The organism is Aquabacterium sp. TM01 (genome assembly GCF_057808345.1).
Map to the genome: position 1 here is coordinate 2896689 of NZ_AP046529.1, position 17368 is coordinate 2914056.

At 66.1% G+C, this 17368-nt stretch carries 17 protein-coding genes and 1 tRNA gene; 11 read left to right on the forward strand and 7 right to left on the reverse strand.

Annotation, left to right across the window (positions count from 1 at the left end; all coding sequences use genetic code 11):
* Positions 1-2: 2 nt before the first annotated feature.
* Entirely contained in the window at positions 3-1736 is a 1734-nt protein-coding gene (locus AC3WW4_RS13260; protein WP_488828951.1) for a GGDEF domain-containing protein, read from the forward strand.
* Between the two features lie 14 nt (positions 1737-1750).
* Here the strand turns inward: AC3WW4_RS13260 and AC3WW4_RS13265 are convergent, their stop codons facing one another.
* The gene (locus tag AC3WW4_RS13265; protein ID WP_488828952.1) at positions 1751-3295 is read right to left on the reverse strand and encodes an NAD(P)H-hydrate dehydratase; all 1545 of its coding nucleotides are present in this window, start codon (positions 3293-3295) and stop codon (positions 1751-1753) included.
* 233 nt (positions 3296-3528) lie between these two features.
* Here AC3WW4_RS13265 and AC3WW4_RS13270 point away from each other — a divergent pair, with 233 nt between their 5' ends.
* A complete protein-coding gene (locus AC3WW4_RS13270; RefSeq protein ID WP_488828953.1) occupies positions 3529-4476 on the forward strand; it encodes a fasciclin domain-containing protein in 948 nt (315 codons plus the stop codon).
* Between the two features lie 114 nt (positions 4477-4590).
* Entirely contained in the window at positions 4591-4788 is a 198-nt protein-coding gene (locus AC3WW4_RS13275; protein ID WP_488828954.1) for a hypothetical protein, read from the forward strand.
* An 11-nt stretch (positions 4789-4799) separates the two neighbouring features.
* On the opposite strand, the gene AC3WW4_RS13280 is transcribed toward AC3WW4_RS13275, so the two are convergent.
* On the reverse strand, positions 4800-4988 hold the full coding sequence (locus tag AC3WW4_RS13280; protein WP_488828955.1) for a hypothetical protein: 189 nt from the start codon (positions 4986-4988) through the stop codon (positions 4800-4802).
* Between the two features lie 146 nt (positions 4989-5134).
* Here AC3WW4_RS13280 and AC3WW4_RS13285 point away from each other — a divergent pair, with 146 nt between their 5' ends.
* The gene (locus AC3WW4_RS13285) at positions 5135-5857 is read left to right on the forward strand and encodes a hypothetical protein (protein ID WP_488828956.1); all 723 of its coding nucleotides are present in this window, start codon (positions 5135-5137) and stop codon (positions 5855-5857) included.
* A gap of 78 nt (positions 5858-5935) precedes the next feature.
* Here the strand turns inward: AC3WW4_RS13285 and AC3WW4_RS13290 are convergent.
* Both AC3WW4_RS13290 and AC3WW4_RS13295 read right to left on the reverse strand, forming a co-directional pair.
* Positions 5936-6026 (reverse strand) — tRNA-Ser (locus tag AC3WW4_RS13290).
* 24 nt (positions 6027-6050) lie between these two features.
* Positions 6051-6878 (reverse strand): symmetrical bis(5'-nucleosyl)-tetraphosphatase, encoded by an 828-nt coding sequence (locus AC3WW4_RS13295; protein WP_488828957.1) that lies wholly within the window; start codon positions 6876-6878, stop codon positions 6051-6053.
* 62 nt (positions 6879-6940) lie between these two features.
* On the opposite strand from AC3WW4_RS13295, the gene AC3WW4_RS13300 reads away from it, so the two are divergent.
* Positions 6941-8230, forward strand: coding sequence for a hemolysin family protein (locus tag AC3WW4_RS13300; RefSeq protein ID WP_488828958.1), 1290 nt, complete (start codon positions 6941-6943; stop codon positions 8228-8230).
* Between the two features lie 19 nt (positions 8231-8249).
* Here AC3WW4_RS13300 and AC3WW4_RS13305 read toward each other — a convergent pair whose 3' ends face one another.
* Both AC3WW4_RS13305 and AC3WW4_RS13310 read right to left on the reverse strand, forming a co-directional pair.
* Complete coding sequence (locus AC3WW4_RS13305) at positions 8250-10958, reverse strand: DNA internalization-related competence protein ComEC/Rec2 (protein WP_488828959.1); 2709 nt, start codon at positions 10956-10958, stop codon at positions 8250-8252.
* Positions 10959-11016: 58 nt separating this feature from the next.
* Complete coding sequence (locus AC3WW4_RS13310; protein ID WP_488828960.1) at positions 11017-12588, reverse strand: methyl-accepting chemotaxis protein; 1572 nt, start codon at positions 12586-12588, stop codon at positions 11017-11019.
* 47 nt (positions 12589-12635) lie between these two features.
* Between AC3WW4_RS13310 and AC3WW4_RS13315 the strand changes: the two genes are divergently transcribed.
* From AC3WW4_RS13315 to AC3WW4_RS13340, 6 genes are all read left to right on the forward strand, one after another.
* Positions 12636-13091: a RidA family protein gene (locus tag AC3WW4_RS13315; RefSeq protein ID WP_488828961.1), complete on the forward strand. Its 456-nt coding sequence runs from the start codon at positions 12636-12638 to the stop codon at positions 13089-13091.
* 4 nt (positions 13092-13095) lie between these two features.
* Positions 13096-13584: a disulfide bond formation protein B gene (locus tag AC3WW4_RS13320; protein ID WP_488828962.1), complete on the forward strand. Its 489-nt coding sequence runs from the start codon at positions 13096-13098 to the stop codon at positions 13582-13584.
* Entirely contained in the window at positions 13577-15439 is a 1863-nt protein-coding gene (locus tag AC3WW4_RS13325) for a chorismate-binding protein (protein WP_488828963.1), read from the forward strand. The genes AC3WW4_RS13320 and AC3WW4_RS13325 overlap by 8 nt, the downstream gene beginning before the upstream one ends.
* A gap of 85 nt (positions 15440-15524) precedes the next feature.
* Entirely contained in the window at positions 15525-15938 is a 414-nt protein-coding gene (gene gloA / locus AC3WW4_RS13330; RefSeq protein WP_488828964.1) for a lactoylglutathione lyase, read from the forward strand.
* A 323-nt stretch (positions 15939-16261) separates the two neighbouring features.
* Positions 16262-16468 carry a type II toxin-antitoxin system HicA family toxin gene (locus AC3WW4_RS13335; RefSeq protein WP_488828965.1) on the forward strand — a complete coding sequence of 69 codons (207 nt, stop codon included), beginning with the start codon at positions 16262-16264 and terminating at the stop codon, positions 16466-16468.
* Positions 16469-16576: 108 nt separating this feature from the next.
* Positions 16577-17005 carry a type II toxin-antitoxin system HicB family antitoxin gene (locus AC3WW4_RS13340; RefSeq protein ID WP_488828966.1) on the forward strand — a complete coding sequence of 143 codons (429 nt, stop codon included), beginning with the start codon at positions 16577-16579 and terminating at the stop codon, positions 17003-17005.
* Positions 17006-17044: 39 nt separating this feature from the next.
* Here AC3WW4_RS13340 and AC3WW4_RS13345 read toward each other — a convergent pair whose 3' ends face one another.
* Positions 17045-17368 carry a hypothetical protein gene (locus AC3WW4_RS13345; RefSeq protein ID WP_488828967.1) on the reverse strand — a complete coding sequence of 108 codons (324 nt, stop codon included), beginning with the start codon at positions 17366-17368 and terminating at the stop codon, positions 17045-17047.

Here is a 17368-nt window from a genome sequence, read left to right on the forward strand (position 1 = left end):
CCATGTCCACCACTTCAGGCCAGCGCCCTTCCGCTGATCTCACCCCCGCCCAGCTTGCCAAGGCGGCCCTCGTTCGCCTGGCCCAGAATCGGCAAGAGCCCACGCCCGAGAACTACCGCAAGGCCTACGCCCTCGAAGCGGGCGAAGACACCGGTTTTGGCGGCATCACCCAGCCTGCCCCGCTCGATGGCCTGCCCCTGTCGACGGACGATGGCACACGCTGGGCCGACCTGATCACACGCATCCTGCGCGGCGCCGAGCGTGGTGGCCGCCAATGGACCGCCGCCCGCAAGAAGGACAGCCTGCAGCGTGTCATCGACGGTAGCCGCAGTTCGGCCACGCGCCTGCACCAGCGACTGACCCAGCTGGTGAGCAGCTGGGACAGCGACACCCTGGACAGCACGCTGCTGGAAGACGATGGGACAACGGCTCCCGCCGCAGTGGCTGCCACTTCCGCACCCGCAGCCACCCCAAATGCTCCTGAGGACGCACCCGCGTTGCCCTCATCGGACAGCGTCAACGCCCCCCCGGCATGGCCGGCCCTGGCCCAGCATGTGCTGGCCCAACTGGAGCAAACCGTGCTGGTGGCGTTGCCGCAAGACCAGGCCCAGTCCAGCGAAGCGGCCCATGTCTTGCGCACAGCCCTGACGCACAGTCGGGAGCCCGGCGTGGACGAAGCCGCCGCCGTCCAGACGCAGCTCACCCAGGCCTGCGAACAGGCGCAGCGGGTCATCGAACACCGCCATCACCTGGTCGCCCAGCTCACCGAGCTGTGCCACTCGCTGACCGACAGCTTGGTGGACCTGTCCGAAGACGACAGCTGGGTGCAAGGCCAGTGCCTGGCCATGCGCCACCAGCTGGACGAGGGCCTGCACAGCCGCGGCGTGCGCCACATGCAGCAGCTGCTCAGCGACACCCGCAACCGCCAACTGGAACTCAAGCGTGAGCGTGAGGCCGCCCGCAAGGCCCTCAAGGACCTGATCCACCAGATGCTGCAGCAGATCGCTCTGCTGGGCAGCACCACCGACCGCTTCCAAGGCAAGCTGGGCGTCTACGCCGAAACCATCGGCACCGCCGACTCGCTGCAAAGCCTGGCCGGCATCGTGCGCGAAATGGTGGAAGAAAGCCGCGAGGTGCAATCCGTCGTCGCCCAGACGCAGACCCGCCTGCAAGACGAACACGCCCGGGCCACCGAGCTCACCGACCGGGTGCGCGAGCTGGAAGACGAGATCCGCAAACTGTCCGACGAGGTGTCCACCGACCCGCTGACCCAGATCGCCAACCGGCGCGGCCTGATGCGCGCCTTCGAGACCGAGCAAGCCCGCGTCGAGCGCCAAGGCACGCCGCTGGCCGTGGGCCTGCTGGACGTCGACAACTTCAAGAAGCTCAACGACCAGCTCGGGCACCAGACCGGCGACGAGGCCCTCAAGTTCCTGGCCCGGCGTGTCAGCGAGTCGCTGCGCCCGGTGGACGTGGTGGCGCGCTACGGTGGCGAGGAATTCGTCGTGATGCTGCCCGACACACCGCTGGATGAGGCCCAGAAAGTGCTGACCCGCCTGCAACGCAGCCTCAGCGCCGAGTTTTTCACCCACGACACGCACAAGGTGTTCATCACCTTTTCCGCCGGGGTCACCACCTACCGCCTGGGTGAAGCGATTGAAGCGGCTCTGGACCGCGCCGACGTGGCCCTCTATGAAGCCAAGCGCACGGGCAAGAACCGCACCTGCGCTGGCTGATCATCACGGACTGATCAGGTGAGGTCCAGCGCAGCCAGTTTGCGCAAGGCCGCAGGCACCTTCTCCGGCAGATCATCGGCGACCAGGCCCGGGCCAAATGCCCGCGCCGCCTCGCCATGCAGCCACACAGCCGCACAGGCGGCCTGCCAGGCCGGCATGCCCTGTGCCAGCAAACCCACAATCAAGCCGGCCAGCACATCGCCCGAACCCGCCGTCGCGAGCGTGGGCGGCGCCGAGTCATTGATCACGGCGCGACCATCGGGGGCCGCCACCACGGTGTCCGGCCCCTTGAGCAAGACAATGGCCCCGCTCAACTGCGCCGCCTTGCGCACACGGGCCAACTTGCCCTCGCACCCCACCAGGGTCGACGCTGCAAAGATGCGGGCAAACTCCCCATCGTGCGGTGTCATCACGACCGGGCGACCATGCCCGGCGATGGCGGCAAACAGCAAACTGGGATCGTCTTGGAAGACCGACAAGGCATCGGCATCCAGCACCACCGGACGACCGCTGGCCAACACGGTCAACACCAGAGCCTTGAGGCCTCCCGGGTGCGTGCCCCCCAGGGCACCGGGCCCAATCAACACGGCACTCAGGCGCGCGTCATCCAGCAAGGTCTGCAGGCCCCCCTGCCACTGATTCGGCCCCTCTCCCGCCAAGGGGTGCACCATGATGCTGGTGAGGCTGGCGGCATACACCTGCCAGGCGGACTGCGGCACGCTCACCGTGGTCAGGCCGGCCCCCACCCGCGCCGCGGCGCGGGCCGCCAGTCGAGGCGCGCCCGTCATCAGCGGCCCACCCCACACCAACGCATGCCCGCGGTGGTACTTGTGCCCCCCCACGTCGGCCCGGGGGTACACGGTTTGCCACACCGCCGGGTCGTTCTGCCAGGTACGCACCTGCAAGCGCGGCAACACGTCATCGGCCACGCCGATGTCGGCCAGCACCCGCTCGCCGCACAACAGCCGACCGGGCATCAACAGGTGTGCTGGTTTGAACCGGAAAAACGTGACCGTCAGATCGCAGTGCATCGCACCGGCTGACACACCGCTGTCGCCCCAGACACCGCTGGGCACATCCACCGCCACGATGGGCAGGCCCTTGCGCTGCGCCTTGGCCAACACCTGGGCCGCCATGCCTTCGAGGGGCCGCGTCAGCCCCGCACCAAACAGGGCGTCGACCACCAGCGCCTGACCGTCCAGACAGGTCTCGTCCATCACGGCACTCAACGATTCCCCCGGCCTGTGCGCGGTGGACCGCGCCTGCCAAGACGCCCAGGCCAGACCTGCGTCCCCCCTCAGACGCTCGGGCTCGGTCAGCATCGCCACGCGCACCGGCCAGCCCTGCTGCAGCAACTCCGCAGCAGCCACCAGGCCATCGCCCCCGTTGTTGCCGGGGCCACAGAGCACCATCGTCGCCCGCGGCGACCAGCGCTGCACGATGGCCTGCGCCACCGCACGGCCCGCCGCCTGCATCAGGGTGAAGCCGGGTGTGCCCGCCTCCATGGTGAAGGCGTCGGCCTGCGCCATCTGCCCCACCGTCAGTAATTCACATGCCATGTTGGTTGCAAGAGCGTCACCGCGCCCCAAGCCAAGTTCGAACCACAGTGTGCCGCCAACACCCTCACTCAGGGGGCCTTCAACGCCTCTTCCCCCCTGAAATCGCCAACAAGACCACACGAATCACCAGGATAACCGTATCGTACGTTTTGTGAACTGTTTAGTATTTATTTGCACCGGACAGTATTTCACACACCGGTCTTGCAACGACAACCTCAACTTTTGGAGCCATCATGAACGCACTGAGCAAACGTCAATTCCTGAAGCTGAGCCTGGCCAGCGGCGTCGCCTTGTCCTTGTCCGCCTGCGGTGGGGGGGATGAACACGACATCGTCGAAGTGCTGAGCGACTACCCGGAGTACAGCCTGCTGGTGGAGGCCGTGCAGGCAGCCGGCCTGGTGGACACCCTCAAGGGCAACGGCCCGTTCACGGTGTTCGCCCCGAACAATGCGGCTTTCGCCAACGCACTGACGGAGTTGGGGCTCACCAAGAAGCAGTTGTTTGACAACAAGGCCTTGCTCACCGCCGTGCTGACGTACCACGTACTGCCTGCCCGGGTGACCGCCGCTGACATCCCCTTTGGGCGTGCCATCACCACGGTCGAATCGGGCATCTTCAAGATTGACAATGCCGCCGGCGGCCCCGTGATCACCGACGAGCGCAACCGCAAATCCAACATCAAGGTCACCAATCTGTACGCGCGGAACGGCGTGATCCATGGCATCGACACGGTGATCCTACCGGGGGACAAAGACATTGTGGCCACCGCCATCTCTCTGGCGCCTGAGTTCAGCACTCTGGTCGCGGCGGTGCAAGCAGCCGGGCTGGTGAGCACACTGCAAGGCACCGGCCCGTTCACGGTGTTTGCGCCCACGAATGCGGCCTTTGCGGCGGCGTTGAGCGAGCTGGGGGTCACGCAAGCCGACCTGCTCGGCAACGTCCCACTTTTGACCAGCATCCTCACCTACCACGTGGTGCCTGCGCGGGTCCTCAAGGCCGAAGTGCCGCTCAACACCGCCATCACCACTGTGGAAGGCCGCAGCTTCAAAGTCAACAACAGTCTGCAAATCGTCGACGCGCTCAATCGCACGGCCAACATCACCGCCACGGACGTGCTCACCAGCAATGGCGTGATCCATGTCATCGACAACGTGATCCTGCCTGCGTTGCCGCCGGTCTGATCCCCAGACGCACAGCGAGGACTCGGTACCTCGCACCACGTCATCAAACGGACAGAGCCGGCGCTCTAAAATCAGACGCTGCTCTCCCTGACAACGTGGAACGAGGTTGCCGAGATGATCCCGCTTGAGATCCGCCAGATCGGAAATGCCGCCCTGCTGCTGCGCGAGGCCATCGCGCTCCATCCGGTCGGCCACCACCCCAGTATCGAGCTGGAGCGCAAGGCGATGGCCCTGCTGGTCGCCTCTCTGGCAGCACAGGGCTACTCTCTGGAAGACTTTGACGGCAGCGAAGACAACGACGAAGGGCTGTGAGCCGCGGGGCCTCAGCCTTGCCTGAACTGAACGCTTGGCGCCACCGAGGGCGGCCAATCGGCGTGTGAAATCCAGGACAGCGTGAAGGCGCCCAGTTGCTGCGCTTTGGCGGCATGCGACACCACGTCCGCCGGCCCCACGGTTTTGCACGAACCCACGGCAGCCATGAGCGTGACCTGCAGCCAGGCTCGCAAGGTCATCCAGTGTTTTGATCCTGCCCGCATTGCGCCCCCGCTGGTGTTTTCGGACGTTTTATCACCGAAGACATGACAAAGATGTGACGCTGCGCATACCCCAGTAAATCAGATATATCATATAAATGATTTACACCATTCAGGAGTACGCCTTGATCGATCCTCAAAAGTCCGGCGCGGCCGAAGCCACCAGCACACTGCCTGCCGACACCGCCACGAGCGCCTCGGCACCGGTGGTGACCAGCCCCGTTGAAGCCGCGGCCACCGCGCCCAAGGCCAAGCCTGTCGCACGCCCTGTCGCCAAGCCCGGGGCACGCAAGACCCCGAGCAAAAAGGCGGCTCCGGCCAAGCCTGCGGCCACCAAGGTCAAGCCCACGCCCACCGTGACCAATGTCGCAGCCACAGTCGCGCCCAAGGCCAAGCCTGTCGCACGCCCTGTCGCCAAGCCCGGGGCACGCAAGACCCCGAGCAAAAAGGCGGCTCCGGCCAAGCCTGCGGCCACCAAGGTCAAGCCCACGCCCACCGTGACCAATGTCGCAGCCACAGTCGCGCCCAAGCTGAAGCCTGCGGCCGCGCCGAAGGTCAAGCCCGCCGCACCGAAGGCCCCGGCCGCCACGCTGACCAAGGTCGCCCCCAAAGCAGAGAAGGTCAAAGCCAAGCTGATCCGCGACAGCTTCACCATGCCGCGTGAAGACTGGGACCTGATCCAGTACCTCAAGGAGCGCACCCTGGCCTTCAAGCGCCCCACCAAGAAAAGCGAGTTGCTGCGCGCTGGTCTGCAGGTGCTGGTGGGCCTGAGCGACGCCAAGCTACAAGCGGCGCTGGAGCGCCTGACGCCGCTGAAGGCCGGTCGCCCCAAGGGTTCTGGCAAGTAAACCTCGGGCGGCGTCTGCCGCCCTGAAGGCCATTCAGGCAACAAAAAAGCGAGTCAACAAGGACTCGCTTTTTGATTTTGGCGGGTGCGGTGAGATTCGAACTCACGGAGGGCTACAAACCCTCGCCGGTTTTCAAGACCGGTGCCTTAAACCGCTCGGCCACACACCCATGGGTTCGCATTGTAGTGGCGGATCAGGCCTTGCCCGGCTTCTGCGCCTGCGGACAAGCGATCTGAATCAACTCCCGCGTGGCGCCATCGACACGCACCGCCGTCAGATGCCCGCCCCAAAGGCAACCCGTATCCAGCGCCAGCAGGTCGTCGCGGTTGATCAGGCCCAGCGTGGACCAATGGCCAAACGCCACCGGCGTGCCTTGGGTGCGCCGCCCGGGCACCTCGAACCAGGGCATATAGCCCTCGGGAGCGCCGCCGGCCCCCTCCTTGGTAGCGAACTCCATGGTGCCGTCGACTGCGCAAAAGCGCAGGCGCGTCAGGCTGTTGACCACGCAGCGCCAGCGGTCCACCCCTTGCAGGCCCTCATCCCAGCGGGCCGGTTCGTTGCCGTACATCGTGGTCAGAAACTCGCCCACCTCCGGGCTGCGCAACAGGGTCTCCACCTCGCCCGCCAGCGCCACGGTCTGGGCCGCATCCCATTGCGGCACCACGCCCGCGTGCACCATCAACCAGCCATGCTCATGCACCGCCAAACGCTGCTGGCGCAGCCAGTGCAGCCAGTCGTCCCGGTCAGGGGCGTCCAGAATCGGTGCCAGCGTATCGCTGCGATGCGGCTTGCGCACCCCATGCGCCACCGCCAGCAGGTGCAGGTCGTGGTTGCCCAGCAAGCAGGTCGCGGCGTTGTCCAGGCTGCGCAGGCGCCGCAGCACCCCCAGCGAGTCTGGCCCCCGGTTCACCAAATCACCCAGCACGAACAGGTGGTCGCGCGACGGAGAAAAATCAATCGTCTGCAGCATGCGCTCCAGCGGTTGGCAGCAGCCCTGTAGGTCACCCATCAAATAGATCATGGCGTGATTCTGCTACGCTTGCGGCATTGAAACGACCGGCCCGACCTGCGTCGGCGCCCTCTATGGACTTAGCGCTACTGATTTTTCTGGTTTTGATCAACGGCATTTTCGCGATGTCAGAAATGGCCCTGGCGGCCAGCCGCAAAGCCAGATTACAGGTGATGGCCGAAACCGGCGATGCCGGTGCTGTCGCGGCCATGAGCCTGCACGACAACCCCACACAGTTTCTCTCCACCGTCCAGATCGGCATCACGTCCATCGGCGTGCTCAACGGGATCGTCGGTGAAGCGGCGTTCTCTCCCCCGCTGGCCGAATGGCTCCTCACCTGGATGCCCATCACCGAAGGCGCGGCCAGCATCACGGCCACCGGTCTGGTGGTGATGATCATCACCTTCATCTCCATCATCTTTGGTGAACTGGTGCCCAAGCGTGTGGGCCAGATGTACCCCGAACCCGTGGCGCGCCTGGTGGCCAAGCCCATGCTCTGGCTGTCGCGCCTAGCCCTGCCCTTCGTAAAGTTGCTGGCTGCCAGCACCGAAGGCATCCTGCGCCTGCTGGGTGTGCGTGACACTGGCAACCGCAGCGTGACAGAAGAAGAAATCGCCGCCCAGCTGGAAGAAGGGCTGGACGCCGGCGTGATCGAAGCACACGAGCACCAGATGGTGCGCAATGTGTTCCGCCTGGACGAGCGCCACATCGGCTCCATGATGATCCCGCGCAGTGACATTGCCTGGCTGGACGTCGAGCTGCCGCTGGCCGACAACCTGGCCATCATCGCCGAACATGGCTATTCACGTTACCCGGTCTGCCGTGGCGGACTCGATGACGTGGTCGGCGTGATGACCGCGCAGCAGTTGTTGCACCAACTCACCCAGCATCAGGCCAACAGCCTGGCCGAAGGCCTGCTGCCCGCGGTGTTCGTGCCGGAGACCCTCTCCGGGATGGAGTTGCTGGAGCACTTCCGCGGCTCCGACACGCAAATGGTGTTCGTGGTCGACGAGTACGGTGAGGTGCAAGGCGTGATCACCCTGCGCGACGTACTGGAAGCCATCACCGGCGAGTTCATGCCCACCGAAGAGGGCGATGCCTGGGCCATCCAGCGTGAAGATGGCAGCTGGCTGGTCGACGGCCTGATTCCCATCCCCGAGCTCAAGGACCGACTGGAGATCAAGTCCCTGCCCGACGAAGATCGGGGGCGCTACAACACCCTGGCCGGCATGGTGATGCTGCTGCTCGGCCGACTGCCCCAAACCACCGACACAGTCGAGTGGGACGGCTGGCGCTTCGAGGTGGTCGACATGGATGGCAAGCGCATCGACAAGGTCCTGGCCACCCATTTTCAGGAAGACTGAGGACCTCACCTGAGCGACATCACGACCCTGCGGTCGAGGCCGGCGGCTCGCTCAGATCCCAGTAGCGGGGCGACAAGGTGCGCCAGCACTGCCCCAATACCAGACTCGGTGGCCCTGACACGGAGGGCTGGGCCTGCCCTGCAGGGTTCGGCCGCTCGTCACTGCGCCACAACCAGGCCCCGCAGGCGGGGGAGGCGATGACCGGCAAGCCCAAGCCCTGATAGCGGGCCAGCACGGTGGGCGCCGGATGCCCGTAACGGTTGCGACGCCCGACCTGCACGATGGTCTGCATCGGTCGAACCGCCTCCAGAAAGGCCTGGGTGGACGAGGTTTTGCTGCCATGGTGGGGCGCGATCAGCACCGTGCTGCGCAAGGACGCCCCCGCCTCGGACGAAGCCGATCCCTTCGGCCCTTGGGTGGGCCCAGGTGTGAGCAAGGCACGTTCCTGCTCGGCCTCGATGTCGCCCGTGAGCAGCACGCTGCGCGGTTCCGCCTCGGTGGTAGACACCCGCAACACACAGGACAGGGCATTGGGCGCCAGGCGATCACGCCGCTCGACATCGGACTCGGTGGGGTGCAGCACCTCGAAGCGCACGCCGTCCCACAGCCAGTGCTGGCCGGCCACACAAGGCGTGTGAGGCACCGCGCCGCGCCGACGCGGGCGCTGCCATTGGCGCACCTCGTGGGCCTCGTCCAGTGTGCTGTGCAAGGCGTGCACCGGCAGCGCCGCCAACACCGAGAGCGCCCCGCCCACGTGGTCGCTGTCTGCATGGCTGATCATCAAGGCATCCAGCTCACGCACCCCCAGGGCGCGCAGCAAGGGCACCAGCACGCGCTCGCCCATGTCCGACCCGGAGGGCAGGCGTGCCCCGGTGTCAAACAACAGGCTGTGACGCGCCGTGCGCAACAGCACCGCCGTCCCCTGCCCAATGTCCACGGCCATCACCGAGAACTGGCCGGTCGGCGGAGGCGGCACGATCTGCCAGCCCTGGGGCAGACACCCCACGGGCAAAAGGCACGGCAGCACCAGCAGGCGCCAGTGCCAGGGTACGGGCTGCACCCAGAGCCCCCCTGCCGCCACGGCCAAGGCCTGCGCCCACCCCGGCAAGGCGGGCGCTTGCCAGACCGCCCAAGGCCACGCGGCCATGTGTGCCAGCACGGCGGTGGTGAGCTGCACCAGGCCCGCCCCAACATCCCACAGCGGCGCCCACACCACGCCCAGCAAGGCCAGCGGCGTGATGCCCAAGGTGAACACCGGAATCGCGACCAGATTGGCCAGCGCCCCCACCAGCGACACCTCCTGAAAGCACACCAGCGCCAGCGGCGCCAGGGCCAGGGTCACCCGCCACTGGGTCCGCATCATCTCGCGTGCGGCCTCATGCACGCGGGCGCGCCAGGTGAGTGCCTCCGACGTGGACAGCACGCCCTCCTCACGGCCCGACGACATCAAGATCGCTACCGCCACAAAGGACAGCCAGAACCCAGGCTGCCACAGCGCCCACGGATCGAGCGCCGTGATGCAAGCGGCGGCGCTGACCCACACCAGAGGCCAGGGCCAGCGACGCCCGCCCGCATGCAGCACGGCCATCACCGCCATCATCAACACGGTGCGCTGCGCCGGTACCCCCCAACCGGCCACCAGCGCATACAGGGCCGACACGGCCACCGCCAACACCCGGGCGGCGGTGGGTGCCGGCAAGGCGTGCACCCCGCGTTGCCAGCGGGGCCAGCACCGGCGCACGCCGAATGCCACCAACCAGCCCATCATCGCGATGTGGGTGCCGCTGATGCTCACCGCATGGGCCACACCGGTGCGCCGAAAGATGTCCCAGTCTGCGCGGTCAATGGCCGACTGATCGCCCACGGACAGGCCCACCAGCACCCCGGCGGCGCGCCCCTCGCCCACCCGCGCCTGAACGGCCTCACGCACCCGTTGACGAAAGCGGTCGATGGGTCCCGCCTGCCACCAGCCCGCCTCGCTCAGCTTCACGGGCGGGGCCACCCGGTGGCGCACGCTGCCAGCAGCGCGGATGCCTTGCTCGAACAGGCCACGTGTGGCGTCAAAGCCGCCCGGGTTGGACAGGCCATCGGGCTCATGCAGGCGCACGCTCAACGCCCACACCTGCCCCGCGGCCACCGCGGCCATGCCGGCTTGCGCCTCGGCGTACAGACGAATGTGCTCGGGCAAGCGTGTGCCCACAGGCGGGATGGGCGTTTGCAGCAGCTGGGCATCAAAGCGCCAGGCACCGCCGGACAGGGGTTGGGGCAAGCCCATGACCTTCACGCGCACCGGCACCTCATCCCAACCAGGAGGCCAAGCCTGGCTGGCTCGCTCTTGCGCCCGCCACCCGGTGCTGCCCCAGGCCATCAGCACGATCATTGGACACCACAACCACAACCACCGCCGCCCGACGGTGGCGCCGCGCAGGCGTTGCCACAGCAGAAGGGCCACGCACAGGCCCAACGCCATCCATGTGGCTCCACGGTAGGCCTGCGGTGAGTGCAGCGCCCCCTCGCTCAACTGGCCGGCCACACCGAGCAGCCAACTCACAGGCAGAGCTAGCCACAAGGCCATGCCCGTTGGCGGGCGACGCACTGAGCCTGCCTCCCTCACGATGGTGTCCTCCACAGTGGCAGACACCCCCACGGCCCCGCCCGGGCCGATTGTCGGCAGGCGCACCGGGCCCGCGCTCACCCAGAAGGGGTCACCCTCCAGGGCGATGGACAAGCGCGCCTCCCGGCGGGGCGTTCAGCCAACTCGCGTCAAACGCTCACACGGTGCGCACTCAGCGCACCTGCCCCACATTGAACACGGAGACCATCTCCATCAACTCGGCGGCCTGGTTGCGCAGGCTCTCGGCCGCCGCCGCGCTTTGCTCCACCAGTGCAGCGTTCTGCTGCGTCCCCTGGTCCAGCGAGTTCACCGCCAGGTTCACCTGATGGATGCCACTGGTCTGCTCCTGCGCCGAGGTGTGGATCTCGGAGATCAGTTGGGTCACGTGGTTCACTTGCCGCACGATCTCGGCCATGGTCTCGCCCGCCTCGTTCACCAGGCGGCTGCCCTGCTCCACCCGGTCCACCGAGTCAGCGATCAGGCTCTTGATTTCGCGGGCGGAGTTGGCGCTGCGCTGCGCCAGGTTGCGCACCTCACCGGCCACCACCGCGAAGCCACGGCCTTGCTCACCAGCCCGAGCGGCTTCCACCGCGGCATTGAGCGCCAGGATGTTGGTCTGAAAGGCAATGCCGTCCATCACCCCGATGATGTCGGCAATCTTGCGGCTGCTGTGCGTGATTTCGTCCATGGTGCGCACCACGCGGCCCACCACCTCGCCCCCTTGGTTGGCCACCTGGGCGGCCTGTCCGGCCAGCTGCGCCGCCTGCTGGGCATGGCTGGCACTGGTCTGCACCCCATCGGTCATCTCCTGCATCGACGCGGCGGTTTCCTCCAGCGCGGCGGCCTGCTGTTCGGTGCGACGCGACAAGTCGCCGTTGCCCGTGGCGATCTCGGCAGACGCCGTGGCAATGCTGTCGGCCGACTGACGCACCCGCGCCACGATGTCACGCAGAGAGTCTCGCATCCGCTGCAGCGAGGTCGCCATCTCCCCGATTTCGTCACGCCGAGCCACCTCGATGTGCGCGGTCAGGTTGCCTGCACCGACCTGATCAGTGGCCTGCCCCAGCGAGTGAAGCGGGTCCAGCACGGCCTTGGCCAATTGGCGGGTGGTCAGCACCAGCAGCACCGCAATGGCCACCATGCCCACAACCACCCACCAAAGCACGGTCATGGCACGTGCCTGCGCCTCTCCACGCAAAGCCTCTGAGCGGGCGCTCTGGTATGCCACGAACTCGCGCTGTGCCCCCAGGTATGCCACCACAGACGGCAACACCTGTGCTTTCAGCGCCTGCAAGGCTGCTGCTTCCTGGCCATCCTTCTTGAGCTGTCGGGCCTGATTGCGCAGATCGATGTACTCTTTGCGCTTGCCTGCCACGGTGTCGAGCAGTGCCTTCTCCTCGGGCAGCTCCGAACTGGTCTCCAGGCCCTTTTGCAGGTCGGAGATGCGTGCTGAGGTGGCATCCACATCGGGCTTGAGTCGGGCATCCAATGCGGCATCGGCCGACTGCAACACCGCCACCACGCGCGCGGCATTGGCCTCGGTCAGGCCGGCCCAGGTGTAGGCATCGCCCAATTTGGCTTGCTGATCACTCAAAGCGCGGGCCGACTCGGCGTCCACCCGCTGCATGGTCCAAGCCGCGCCTGCGCCCATGGCCACGGCCGCCACGCCGATCACCAAGGGGGGCAGCCAGAGGCGGCGTGCAATCGTCAGTGTTTTTTGTGTGCGTGTCTCAGTAGATGTCATCGGTGTAGGATCTGAACTTATTGTGGCCCCTCATTTCTGACACACCCATGTCCATCGAACAACGCCTGCAAACCCTCGGCATCAGCCTGCCGCCCGTGGCCGTTCCAGCCGCTGCCTATGTGCCTTTCGTGCGCACGGGCAACCAGATCTTCTTGTCCGGGCACATCGCCAAGAAGGACGGCCAGGTCTGGGTCGGCAAGCTCGGCCAGAACATGACGACCGAAGAAGGCAAGCAGGCTGCCCGCGCTGTGTCCATCGACCTGATGGGTACCCTGGCCGTGGCCGCTGGCGGCCTGGACAAGGTCGTGCGCATCGTCAAGGTCATGAGCCTGGTCAACAGCACGCCGGAGTTCACCGAACACCACCTCGTCACCAATGGCTGCTCCGAGTTGCTCGGCGAAGTCTTCGGCGAAAAGGGTGTGCACGCACGCAGCGCCTTTGGCGTGGCCCAGATCCCGCTGGGTGCCTGTGTCGAGATCGAACTGATCGCCGAAGTGGCCTGACGCGATGCGCGCCCTGAGTCCCCGCGTGATGCTGTTGGTGCTGAGCCTGCTGTGCGCCGGCTCGGTGGGCTTGGCGCTGCTGGCACAGCATCGCTTCGACATGCAGCCTTGCCCCTGGTGCATCCTGCAGCGCATCCTGTTCATTGCCTTGAGCGTGCTGGCCCTGGTCGGCGCGGCCCTGCCCGGTGGTCTGGGGCGACGGGTGCTCTCGGCACTGAGCCTGCCGCTGGCTCTGGGTGGCATTGCCGCGGCCCTGTGGCAGCACTTTGTTGCCGCCAAGAGCAGCTCTTGCGCCCTGACCTTCGCCGACCGTGTGAACAGCTTTTTCGGGCTGGACACCCGCTGGCCGGAGTGGTTCGAGGTGCGTGCCAACTGCTCAGAAGCCGCGGCCAGCGTGCTGGGCGTGCCGTTCGAGTTCTGGGCACTGGCTCTGTTTGCGGTCGCCGCCGTCGTGCTGCTGATCAACGCCCTGACACCCCAACGTCGTGCTTGACCAAGACCCGGCCCTGCCGACCGCCCTGGTCGACTTTCCGCCTCCCCCCGAGGCCCCCCAGGGCCCACGTCAACGCTGGCGCTTCGAGCGCCCCAGCCGCTGGCTGGTGGCCCATGACCCCAGCCAGGTCGCTGGCCTGCTGGACGCCGCGCACGCACTGGCGCAAGCCGGACAATGGTGTGTGGGTTGGGTGGCGTACGAAGCGGCACCGGGCCTGAACCCGCACCTGCCCGTCAAAGCCCTGCCCCCTGGTCAGCCTTATGCGGTCTGGGCCGTGTTCGACCAGGCCACGCCGTGGGATGGTCAACCGGTGGCCAACACCGATGGCAGCAGCCCCTCGTGGCAAGCCGGCCCCTGGCAAGCCGACCTCGATCAACCCGCCATCGAGCACAAAGTCGCGCAGATCCGGTCGCTGATCCAGGCAGGCGAGGTCTACCAGATCAACCTCACCGGCCAGTTGCACAGCCCCTTCCAGGGTGAGCCCGCCGCCCTGTGGCCCTGGTTCATGGCCCTGCGTCGCAGCCAGCCGCAGAGCTACGCCGTGATGCTGGATGCGCGGGCGGCCTGCCGCGTGCCCGGCGCGGTGCTCAGCGTCTCGCCCGAGCTGTTCTTTGACTGGGACGGCCAGCACCTCACCACCCGCCCCATGAAGGGCACAGCGCCGCGCGGACTGGATGCCGACAGCGATGCCGCCGCCGCCGAGCACCTGCGCAGCAGCGCCAAGGAGCGGGCCGAAAACCTGATGATCGTGGACCTGCTGCGCAACGACCTGTCGCGCGTGGCCGAGGTGGGCAGCGTGCGCGTGCCCGACCTGTTCGAGCTGCACGCCCTGCCCACCGTCTGGCAGATGACGTCCACCATCACCGCCCGCAGCCGCACCGGTCTGCGCCTGAGCGAGCTGTTCGCGGCCCTGTTCCCCTGCGGCTCCGTCACTGGCGCCCCCAAGCGCCAGGCCATGCACCACATCGCACGGCTGGAGCGCAGCGCCCGAGGCGTCTACTGCGGCGCGGTCGGCCTCATGGCCCCAGGCGGGCGGGTCACCTTCAACGTGCCCATCCGTACCGTCACGGTCGACACCCTGCCGCCCCCGGCGCCTTGGCGCGCGCACTGCGGCATCGGCAGCGGCATCACCCTGGATGCCACCGGGCCCGGTGAGGCGCAGGAGTGGCTGGCCAAGCAGGCCTTTCTGCACCGTGCCGACACGCCCTTCCAACTGCTCGAATCGCTGCGACTGGAGAACGGCGAGTTCGCCCGCGTGCCGGCGCACCTGACACGCGTCCAGCAGGCCGCCCTGGCATTCCACTTTGCCGACGCCGACCAGTTCCCGGATCTCGCTCATCGCGTGAGCGAGGCCTTGCACGCCCTCGCCAGCACCCACCCCACGGGCATCCACAAGGTGCGCCTGCTGATCAACGATCGCCTGCACCTCACCGCCGAGGCCGCGCCCTTGCCCAGCACGCCCGAGCCCATCCGGGTGGCCCTGGCCACGCAGCCCATGCCCCCGGCCGATGCCTTCATCCGCCACAAGACCACCCGGCGCACGGCCTATGCCCCCTTCACCCCGCCACCGGGCTGTTTCGACACCCTGCTCTACAACGCGGCGGGCGAGCTCACCGAGTTCACCATCGGCAATCTGGCCCTGCAGCTCGATGGCCAGTGGTACACACCGCCGCTGTCCAGCGGCCTGCTGCCAGGCGTGATGCGTGCCACGCTGTTGGCCGAAGGCCGCCTGCAGGAGCGCCGTCTCACCCTGGACGATCTGCATCACGCGCAAGGCCTGGCCCTGCTCAACAGCGTGCGCGGCTGGTTGACGGTTGACCTCGACGCACTGCGCCTTCACCTCGCCGCCTCTTGAGGCCTTGAGAAACCCCAGGCCGCATGAGCTGCCTCATCCCTGGCAGACTGTGGCCCTGTCTGACACCCCACACGGACCTACCACCATGCGTCTCTTGCACACCATGCTGCGCGTCGGCAACCTGCAGCGCTCCATCGACTTCTACACCCAGGCTCTGGGCATGAGCTTGCTGCGCACCACCGACCGGCCCGAGCAGCAGTACACCCTCGCCTTCCTGGGCTACGGCCGCAACCCCGAGCACGCCGAGATCGAGCTGACCTACAACTACGGCGTGGACCACTACGAGCTGGGCACCGCTTACGGCCACATCGCGCTGGGCGTCGACAATGCCGCTGCGGTGTGCGAGGCCGTGCGCGCCAAGACCGCCACCCTGGGCGGCAGCATCAGCCGCGAGGCCGGTCCCATCAAGGGCGGCAACACCATCATCGCCTTCATCACTGACCCGGACGGCTACAAGATCGAATTAATCCAATTGAAATCATTGGATTACCTCGCCTGACGCCATTCAGCCGCCATTTTGCGCGCCGCCGCCGTGAACCACTCCGGCCTGTCATCCACCATCGAGCACCGCCCGTGCCGCACGTGCGCCCACTGGGTGCGCGACGCCCTGGTGCGCGAGTCGGGTGGATCTGTGGTGCGCTGGTATTCCGACCCAGACACGGCCGAGTGCAGTTACGGCGGCAGCATCAGCATCCGGCCCCAGGCATCCAGGGGCTGCGCCTTCTGGGTCAGGGAGCCGGGATCTGACGACGCCACCACGTCAGCATGACACACCCCATAAGGTAAACATTTTTGTTGACAATGTAATCATTTTTGATTACAATGACCACATCGCAACAACATGGAGTCATATTGAAAATCAGCGAGTTCAAGAGGTGGCTTGAACAGCAGGATGTGAGAATCGAGAACGGCACCAATCACTGGAAGCTGTACGCGAACGGAAAGCAAAGCACCCTGCCGAGACACCCAAGCAAAGAGTTGAATGAGAACCTCAGAAAAGCAATTCTCAAACAGCTTGGAATGAAGTAAACCAGGGGGGCCTGAAAGGGCCTACCCAGCTTCACCGAACTTGCCGATAGACGAATGACTCTTGCTCGCACGCAATACAAGGCGCGAGCTATTTATTGAGGATCTGTCATGTTGACCTACGCCGCAGTCTTTGAACGGGACGACGACGGCTACTTTGTGAGCTTCCGGGATATTCCCGAGGCCCTTACCCAGGGTGACACCCTGGAAGGGGCCATGCAAGCTGCGCAAGATGCCATCGTCACGGCAATTGATTTCTACTTTGAGGATGGTCGCCAAGTTCCGCCACCCAGCCCAGCGCAAGCTGGTGAAGTGATGATCGCGTTGCCTACATCAGTGGCCACCAAGGTTCTACTTTTAAACGCCATGGTGGAAGACCACATCAGGCCCGCCAACTTGGCCAAGGCCATGGAAGTAAAGCCTCAGGAGGTTACCCGCATCCTGAACCTGCACCACGCAACCAAGATTGACACTCTTGAGAAGGCCTTCCGCTCCATTGGGCGAGAGTTGCAGTTCTCAGCCCCACGCGCTCACGCGTAAGGCCTCAGCAGGATCACACACGGCCCGACTGGCGAACGCCTATCGGGCCTTTTTTGCGCCTGCATCAACCGGATGAATCTGGCAGCTCGGCCAGTTCATCGCCTTCAAGTACGCCCTCATCATCGCCCTCAGTGGGCACGGGTCGAACTCAGTGACCCAGCCATTGAGTGGAGGCACCCCACCAGGGATGCGGGCCGACACCTTGCAGGGCTCCCCTGGCAGGTTTACCACCACCTCCACCGCCCGCATCAGGCTCAGGACCTCACGCAACACAGCGGGGTCAAGCGCGGCCGGGTCCGTGATGCCTCTCAACCGCATCACAGCCTCTTTCAACTGCTCATCGGTCAGGGCATCGACGTTCAT